Source organism: Rhizobium sp. NFR03 (genome assembly GCF_900111275.1).
Lineage (GTDB): Bacteria > Pseudomonadota > Alphaproteobacteria > Rhizobiales > Rhizobiaceae > Ferranicluibacter.
In genome coordinates this window covers 59059-66606 of sequence record NZ_FOGR01000012.1, presented here as the reverse complement: position 1 = coordinate 66606, position 7548 = coordinate 59059, and the positions used below count along the sequence as shown (strand labels likewise).

Genomic DNA, 7548 nt, shown 5'->3' with positions numbered 1-7548 from the left:
GCAAGAGTGGCCCCCGACGCACCGGACAGAAGGATCATATGTTTGGCATTCGAGACGGCAGCACAGCCAACGGCTACCAGAAGCGTGGCCGCAAGCCGGGGCGAAGGACGGATTTCATGAACGATCCGGACGTCATCGCCAAAAGGCAGAAGGCCTTAGCGCGGATGGAGGCGGCAGAATGACTGGGCCAGCCTCAAAGCTGAAGCCGAACAGGCGCCAACAATCCGCCCCCGCTCCTCCCTTGCAACCCGGACCAGCCGGTCGGATCGGGGGCTGACCACCAGAGCCAGTGTCGCGTTTCTAAATGGCTACCGACGTCGCACCCCTAATCAGCTTTGACAAGAGTTGATTTTCAAGCGTGTGCAATAATAAACGTTGAGGGGCTCTCGTGACCTGTTCCACCTGAACACCGCAAACGGAGTAAGAGAAATGCATCACTGGTTGGACAAGCTGACCGATCTTGCGGCGATCCAAGGCGACGAATGCATCCTGAAGCAAGGTCTTGCAGACCTTACCGAGCATTTCGGCTTCACCGGCTACGCCTATCTCCATATTCAGCACCAGCACACCCTCGCGGTCACCAACTATCATCGCGAGTGGCGCTCGACGTATTTCGAGAAGAAGTTTGACAAGGTCGATCCGGTCGTCAAACGCGCGAAGTCAAAGAAGTATGTCTTTACGTGGTACGGCGAGCAGGATCGCGCGAGGCAATCGAAGGAGGAGCGTGCCTTCTACGCGCTCGCTGCCGATTTCGGCATCCGCTCTGGGGTTACCGTTCCGATCAAGACCGCCAACGGCTCTATGTCGATGTTCACCTTGGCGTCGGAAAGGCCCGCAATCGATCTCGACCGTGAGATCGACGCGGTCGCAGCTGCTGCGGCCGTCGGGCAACTTCATGCCCGCATTTCATTCCTTCAAACCACTCCGACTGCGGAAGACGACGCCTGGCTCGATCCCAAAGAGGCGACCTATCTCAGATGGATCGCCGTGGGCATGACCATGGAGGAAATTGCTGATGTAGAAGGTGTGAAGTACAACACCGTTCGTGTGAAGCTTCGCGAGGCTATGAAACGCTTCGATGTCCGGAGCAAGGCTCATCTCACCGCGCTTGCAATTCGCAGAAAGCTGATGTGAAAGCGCCCCGACCGCCTTGACTTGACCTATCGGCGCACCAGTCTTGTCCAAAAAAGCCAGATCAGTTCGTGGCCATCTTTGGAACGTACCCAAGCACCCCCAGGAGCGTGTTAAGAGCGCTCATCTGTGCATGCATCTCGATCATTGCTTCGATGTATTCGAGATGCTGAACGCCACCAGTGATTTTTCCCGTCCTGTACTCCTCCGGCAAAGCCTGGAACAGTTGATCCGCTTTGTCCAGAAGTTGCCTGTGCAGCCGAATTGCGTTGACCGTCAACGTCTCTACGTCTGCCGGTGCGAGACCATCCGTCAACCCGATCACCGGGCGCAGTTCACATGTGTCCGACACTGCTGAATCTTTCAAATCCATTGGTGGTCCAACCCTTGAGTATAGTCTGCGGTGCGCCCCCGCAAACGTTAATCTCTGATCCCAAGCCGGGGGTTGGAAACTGTATCTGGACAGTCCTGCGACCTTTAGCCGGAGCCTGGACATACGTCACAGGCCCCCGGCCACATGGTCAGAGGATTCTGATGCTGCAACGGCCAGCACCAACCACCAGATAGAGGTTTCCACACCCCGGGACAGCGCGTACTGCCCTACCCGCGCTTATATCGGGTGAATGTCGTTTTCGCTAGGGCGACGGATGAACAATTGCCGTGCAGATCTGCAGATACGGCGAAGTCATTTTGAACCAATACCGGACAGGTCGATCCTGATCCCTGCTTTGTTGGGATCGGACGCCGAAGCTTCGGCTGGTTCTTCCGCCGTGGCTTCATTCTCCGGAAGATCGACTTGCGTTTCTGAGCCATCGCGGCGACCCGGCTCCGGCTGGGCAAGGTTTACGTTTCCTGGATCTTCCACCCGAAACACTGCCGTTCCCGAGAAATATCCCGTCTGCCAGGCGATGATTGCATCGTCGAACACTTGCGGCAGGACTTGCCTCTCGGTCGGATTGCCATACCATCTGGTTACAATCCGATAGACCTTGGCAAACAGGGCCGTGCCCATGCGAATGTTCTCGCAAGCATCGACCAGGTCCGGCTTCATCTGGCCCGCCTCCACGATGCCGAGCCCGGCGGGATATTGTGTGATCCCGACGCGAACGGTATTGCGACCGAGATTGTCTCGGATAAGCGCCAACGCCTCCTCCGCTGTCTTCGGCCTGGGCACGAGAACCATCCGGTTTCCGGAGCGAACCGTAACCGCCAATGGATCCTGAGATCCTGCCTGCTCGATGAACTGTTCGACGATCGCCGGCTTCAGGCCGGGCTCGCTGCATTGCTTGATGAGGGCGGCATCGACCATCGCAAACAACTCCTTATCTGTTGAAAGCCGTGACGACGGGCAGTCCGAACAGTTTTGCCCAGGCCGTCACGCTCACGTTTTGAATGGCGACGATCGACGTTCCCGCGGTCCACCATCCGTTGCCCGGGGCGACGATTGCGGTGGGGGAATGCAGCATCGACTGCAAGACCGGCCAGAGGAGAAGCTGTTCGTAGCAGATCAGCACGCCGAGCTTCTGGCCGTCGCTTTGCACAACTGGATTGCCGAAAAGGTTTGCGCGGGCTCCTCCACCCTGCCCGGTCCATGCCCGCCAAGGCTGCCACATGGACACCGGGATCGGCATGCGTTGGCGATAGAGAATTCGTGCCTCGTCAGCCGAAATCGCAACCATGACATTGTCGTAGCCGCCCGGGTCGATGACAGCCGCGCCGGCGATCACAGTGAGCTCCGAGGCTCGCAAGCCTTGTTGCCAAAGTCTCGCCACGGTCGGCGTCCAGAAGCCCAGTGCACTTTCAGGAAGAACGATGAACCGGGTTTTCTCTCCTGCAGCCGCGCGCACCGTTGCGATCAGGTCACGGTGATAGTCAAGCGAGCCGTCTCGTCCGAGGCTCGCGCCGTGTTCGAGGTCGACGCTCTTCCATCCCTCGGGTAGATTCGGTGATGTCCACATAGCGGCGGACCAGAGCCAGAATCCTCCCAGGGCGATGGCGACAGCCGGCCAATATCGCGACGTCATCATCGCGAGGCCGGCTGTCATCGCGACCAGCCCCCACCATCCCCATCCCGGAAATAGCACGCCAGTAGCGGTGAGCGGATGCGCCCAGCCAGTTATGCCGAGGGGCGGCAGGCCTAAGAGCATCGCCGCCGCCAGATAGCGCGCCACCATTGCCATTCCCGTTCGACATACTCCAGGAGACTTGCCTTCTGGTCGACGCTTCCAGAGCGCCGCATGCACGCCGGTGAAGGAGAGCGAAGCAGCTGTCCAGAGCAGAAGCCCAGGCCAGAGATCGGCGGCATAGAAGTTGGCGACGCCCTGCGGCAGCCCACGCGAGGCGCCTAAAAAATATCCGGCCGACACGAGCAACGCCGTCAGCCGCGCCGGCGACATCCCCCAGAGCGCCGGAAACAACACAGCGACCGGAAGGGTTAGGACATGACCGCTCCAGGCTATCCAGCCGCAGGCGACAGATGCGGCGATGAGCAGGCAGGTTAGCTGCCAATTACGGTTCGAAAGTGAGGACCGGCCGCGCCAGGCCGAGAAGGCCAGTGTCGGGAATCGGTCCAAAATACCGACTATCATAGGAGCTCGCAAAGGATGAGTGAAGGAACAGATTTCTCAGTGGCACGATGCCGGTTTTGAACGGTGTGATCGGCCTGCCCTCGCCATCGCTCGTTCGAACGATCGATGAGGCGAGAGGCTTGCCGTCGACAGTGACATTCGCGCCGATCTCGATGTGCTGTCCGGGAAGTGCCGCCACTGTCTTGATCAGCGGCGCAAAGCCACTGGGGCAGAGGCCACGCCTGACATAGCCGCGGCGGCGTACCTCCTCGAATGACGCGGTCGGCGGTGGGCAGATAAACACGAGATCCCCGACCTCGACCGGACGCTGCAGGGCCATGATACGCCAGAGCCCAAGCGGCTCGCTCGGCGTCAGGTTCAATCGAAAGCCGCCGAAGTACGCGATTGCCGCCAGAGCGGCGATCATCCCGCCCAGGCCGGCCAGGAACAGGAGAAGCCGCCGCCTCATTGCTTCATCACCGGCGTCTGGCGCTGGGCGAGCCGCAAATCTTCGGCCTGACGCAGGGTCTGGACGGTGCGCTCGTGAGCGGCGAGCTGCTGGGACGTGCGCATGATCGGCCAGGCTTCCTTCAGACGCTCTTTCTGCTCGGGCTGCATCCCGTCTGAGAGTCTGTCGAAGAGCTTTCCCGAGGGTTCGCGCGCGGCATTGGTGAGCATGGTTCGCTCGCCGAAGCGTTCGGTGACGGCTTGGTTGAACCCGTCAATTTCCAGCCTGGTTTCCCGATTGCTCAGTGCATAGGCCATGGCCGCCGGCAGATCGTTGCGGTCGATCGCATCACGCACGCGCTTCAGCACCACATGTGCTGCCGGCGACAATGCCGGGATGTTGATCGACACGCGCTGACGCAATACCTTCTCGTCAGCCTGCAGCCGCTGCACGGCGGTCTCGCGCATCCTCAGATACTGCTCAAGATCGCGCTTCAGGGCCGGAATATTTAGGTCTGCAACGCGACGGTCCTCGCGCTCAGTCTTGCTGGCAAGAATGCCGGTCTTGCCCTTCAGTGGTCCGATTGACGCCGGGGCGGTCGTCAGCGTCTGAAGCACCAGCTTGGCCGTTTCCTTATCCACTAGCACCGCATCGAAGTTGATCGCCCGGAATGCGGTCTCGGGATCGGCGAACACATAAGCGAAGCGGGTCGAGACCTCTTCCCATTGTTTCCTAAGGGCTGGATCAGTGTCGAGCTTTTGCTCCACCGTATCGGCAACAGAACCGGGGAATGTCTTGATGCCTGCAACCATCGGCGCGGCCTCCTTCATCGTTTGGGTTTTTAAGGGGTGGTGCAGACCGAGACGCTCTGCAAAGACGGCAAGGCGCTGGCCGAGATCGACCAGTTTCGTCTTCTGTCGCAGTGTCCAGTCGAGCCGGTCGCGCGCAATCGTGCGGGCCACCTGGACGATGTTGAGGCCGCGACTTTCCGCAAACCGCAGCGCCTCGCGGTAAAGCTTTCCTCGCTCGTAATCGAGCGTGGTCTCCTTGGCATTCTTACGGGAGAGTACCTTGGCCAGGCCGCCGTTAAAGGCGAAAGACCGGTGGCCGTAGTAAAGCTGCAAATCCTCGCGATGGCGGGTCATCGCCACATAAGTCAGATGCCGGTCCAGCGAGAGGCTCGCCAACACCTTCACACGGTCGACGGTCGCGCCTTGGCTTTTATGGATCGTGGTGGCGTAGCCATGATCGAGATTGCTGTAGAAGCGTTGCTCGACGATGACCTGCCGGCGCTGATCACCCTCTCCGACGACAGCAACGATCCTGTTTGGTGCGGCCTCAATGACGTGCGCGATCATGCCGTTCTTGACGCCGAGTGAACCTTCGTTCTTCAGGAAAACGATCTGGTCGCCCGCGTCGAACTGCCTGACACCGTCAGCCGTTTTAAAGACATGGCCCTCCCCGACAATGCCGCGTTCGACGAGTTTTTCGCGGGCCATAATGTTCAGCATCCGAACGTCACGACGCAGATGCGCGAGGATCAGCGTTGTCTTCGTCTGATCGTAATCGTGATTCCAGTCCCCGATCAGTCGCTCGACCGCCTCGGCCTTGAGGCGCGTTCCCGTGATCCTGGTATTGGCATCATAGGCGGTCAGCGCCTTTTCCACATTGCCCCGGGCCAGATCGAGTGATGCCTTGCGCATCCAGTCCTCGCGCTGGCGATAGATCGTCTCGAGTTCGGCATAACCGATGCGGTCGACGATGGCGCGGAAGGCAGCACCCGCCTCGATCGGCTGGAGCTGTTCGGGATCGCCGACCAGCACGATCTTGGCGCCTGCCCTGACGACGGCATCGACAAAGCCGGCCATCTGTTTCGAGGCCACCATGCCGGCCTCGTCCATGACGAAGATCGTCTTGTCGTCCACAACGTCTCGGCCGTGGTTCCAGCGCAGCTCCCATGACGCTAGCGTCCGGCTCTCGATGCCGGCTTCCTTCTCCAGCCCCTCGGCCGCCTTGCCGGCAAGCGCACCGCCGAGAACGCGGTATCCGGCCAGTTCCCACGCTTCGCGGGCAGCTTTCGTCATCGTGGTCTTGCCGGCGCCCGCGCGTCCAACCACGGCCGCGATCCTCACGGATCCGGCGATCCGCTCGATCGCCGCTTTCTGCTCCTCAGACAACCGCTCATGCCGCCGGAACGTTGCGTCCAGAGCAGCGCCAGAGACAGCGTGACCGTCCCGGTTCGACAGCCACAACGCCTGTCGCACCATCGTCGCTTCCAGCCGGATCATCGCCCGGGTCGAATAACGGGCGGGTATTTTTTCTCCGGTCGCAAACTCGATCGTGTCGCGCTGCAAACGCAAAACTTCCGGGTTCAGCATGATGCGCAACATCAGCTGCTGGAAGACAGCCGGATCATCGACATAGCGATGCAGAACCTTGGCGACATCGCGTCCATCGAAGACGCTCTTCTCTCGCGTGATCAGGTCGAGCACGGTGGCTGGATTGTTCAGAATGCGGCGGGTGTTTTCCGACCGCCGCTGTTCGTTCAGTTCGATTCGTTCGAGCTCTGGCCGGACGCCCTGCTCCTGCGCCTTGCGCTCGATCGCCTTGGCGCCAACGCCGAGATGGATCGTCGGTTCGAGGTCGATACCCTGCCTCTCGTAGGAACGGCCGTCGATACGGAGATCGATTCCGCCAAACGCCAGATGATGGTTCAGCCGCTCGAACCATCCATCGCGCAGGGCGTTGAAGTCATCCGTCGACCCGGCCCAGAGCTCATACAGGATTTTCCCGGACTTCGTACGGACCGGCTGGCCGTCCTCGCCATTGACCGCAACCTTCTTCGACCCGAACCCGTCCTCCGTCAGCGGGCGCAATGTGGTCATCAAATGGATATGCGGATTGCCGGGATTGTCATGATAAACCCAGTCTGCGACCATACCTTTTGCCAGGATATGCTTATCAACGAAGTCCCGCACCAGGGCGATGTTCTGCTCGGACGACAGCTCCACTGGAAGCGCTATGGTCAGGTCGCGAGCGAGTTGCGCGTCGGAACGCTTCTCGAAGGCCTCGACCTTGTTCCAGAAGGCTTCCGAAGCTCCGGCAACAGAGCGGTCGGCAATCATCGCGCGGACCCATTTCGGGGCATCGGCAGGCAAGACGAACTCCTCGTGTAGGAGCCCCTGTTTGCGCGTGTAGTCGATGGTACGGGCCTCGCGCTCGTATTCCATCTTCGCGCAGTGCCGGTAGGCCGCAGACAGCACCACGCTGCGGCCGCCGCCGCGGCTGACGATGCTGGCTGAGAAATGGGCGATGGCCACGGCGTAAGACACTCCCGGTTCGAACCTCGTCCCCAAAGAGCAGCCAGGTCGAGCGGCAACCCTATGGCGGCCCCGCCAGGGC

At 60.4% G+C, this 7548-nt stretch carries 6 protein-coding genes and 1 pseudogene; 2 read left to right on the top strand and 5 right to left on the bottom strand.

Annotation, left to right across the window (positions count from 1 at the left end):
- Window positions 1–182 (top strand): annotated as a pseudogene (locus tag BSG19_RS23590) (ISNCY family transposase); the annotation flags it as partial.
- Between the two features lie 247 nt (window positions 183–429).
- Window positions 430–1134, top strand: a complete 705-nt coding sequence (gene traR, locus BSG19_RS23585) for an autoinducer-binding transcriptional regulator TraR (RefSeq protein ID WP_092990459.1) — start codon at window positions 430–432, stop codon at window positions 1132–1134.
- A 61-nt stretch (window positions 1135–1195) separates the two neighbouring features.
- On the opposite strand, the gene BSG19_RS23580 is transcribed toward traR, so the two are convergent.
- The 5 genes from BSG19_RS23580 to traA form a co-directional block, all read right to left on the bottom strand.
- On the bottom strand, window positions 1196–1504 hold the full coding sequence (locus tag BSG19_RS23580) for a transcriptional repressor TraM (RefSeq protein WP_025430017.1): 309 nt from the start codon (window positions 1502–1504) through the stop codon (window positions 1196–1198).
- A gap of 312 nt (window positions 1505–1816) precedes the next feature.
- Window positions 1817–2440, bottom strand: coding sequence for a TraH family protein (locus BSG19_RS23575; RefSeq protein WP_092990458.1), 624 nt, complete (start codon window positions 2438–2440; stop codon window positions 1817–1819).
- A 13-nt stretch (window positions 2441–2453) separates the two neighbouring features.
- On the bottom strand, window positions 2454–3623 hold the full coding sequence (locus tag BSG19_RS23570; protein ID WP_244529406.1) for a conjugal transfer protein TraB: 1170 nt from the start codon (window positions 3621–3623) through the stop codon (window positions 2454–2456).
- Window positions 3624–3639: 16 nt separating this feature from the next.
- A complete protein-coding gene (gene traF / locus BSG19_RS23565) occupies window positions 3640–4167 on the bottom strand; it encodes a conjugative transfer signal peptidase TraF (protein WP_092990456.1) in 528 nt (175 codons plus the stop codon).
- Window positions 4164–7466 carry a Ti-type conjugative transfer relaxase TraA gene (traA, locus tag BSG19_RS23560; RefSeq protein WP_092990464.1) on the bottom strand — a complete coding sequence of 1101 codons (3303 nt, stop codon included), beginning with the start codon at window positions 7464–7466 and terminating at the stop codon, window positions 4164–4166. Before traA ends, traF begins: the two co-directional genes overlap by 4 nt.
- Window positions 7467–7548: the final 82 nt, after the last annotated feature.

Bases quoted from the DNA above. Each gene is read 5' to 3' on its own strand.
- traR (WP_092990459.1), top strand. From the start codon at position 430: ATGCATCACTGGTTGGACAAGCTGACCGATCTTGCGGCGATCCAAGGC.
- BSG19_RS23580 (WP_025430017.1), bottom strand. From the start codon at position 1,504: ATGGATTTGAAAGATTCAGCAGTGTCGGACACATGTGAACTGCGCCCG.
- BSG19_RS23575 (WP_092990458.1), bottom strand. From the start codon at position 2,440: ATGGTCGATGCCGCCCTCATCAAGCAATGCAGCGAGCCCGGCCTGAAG.
- traF (WP_092990456.1), bottom strand. From the start codon at position 4,167: ATGAGGCGGCGGCTTCTCCTGTTCCTGGCCGGCCTGGGCGGGATGATC.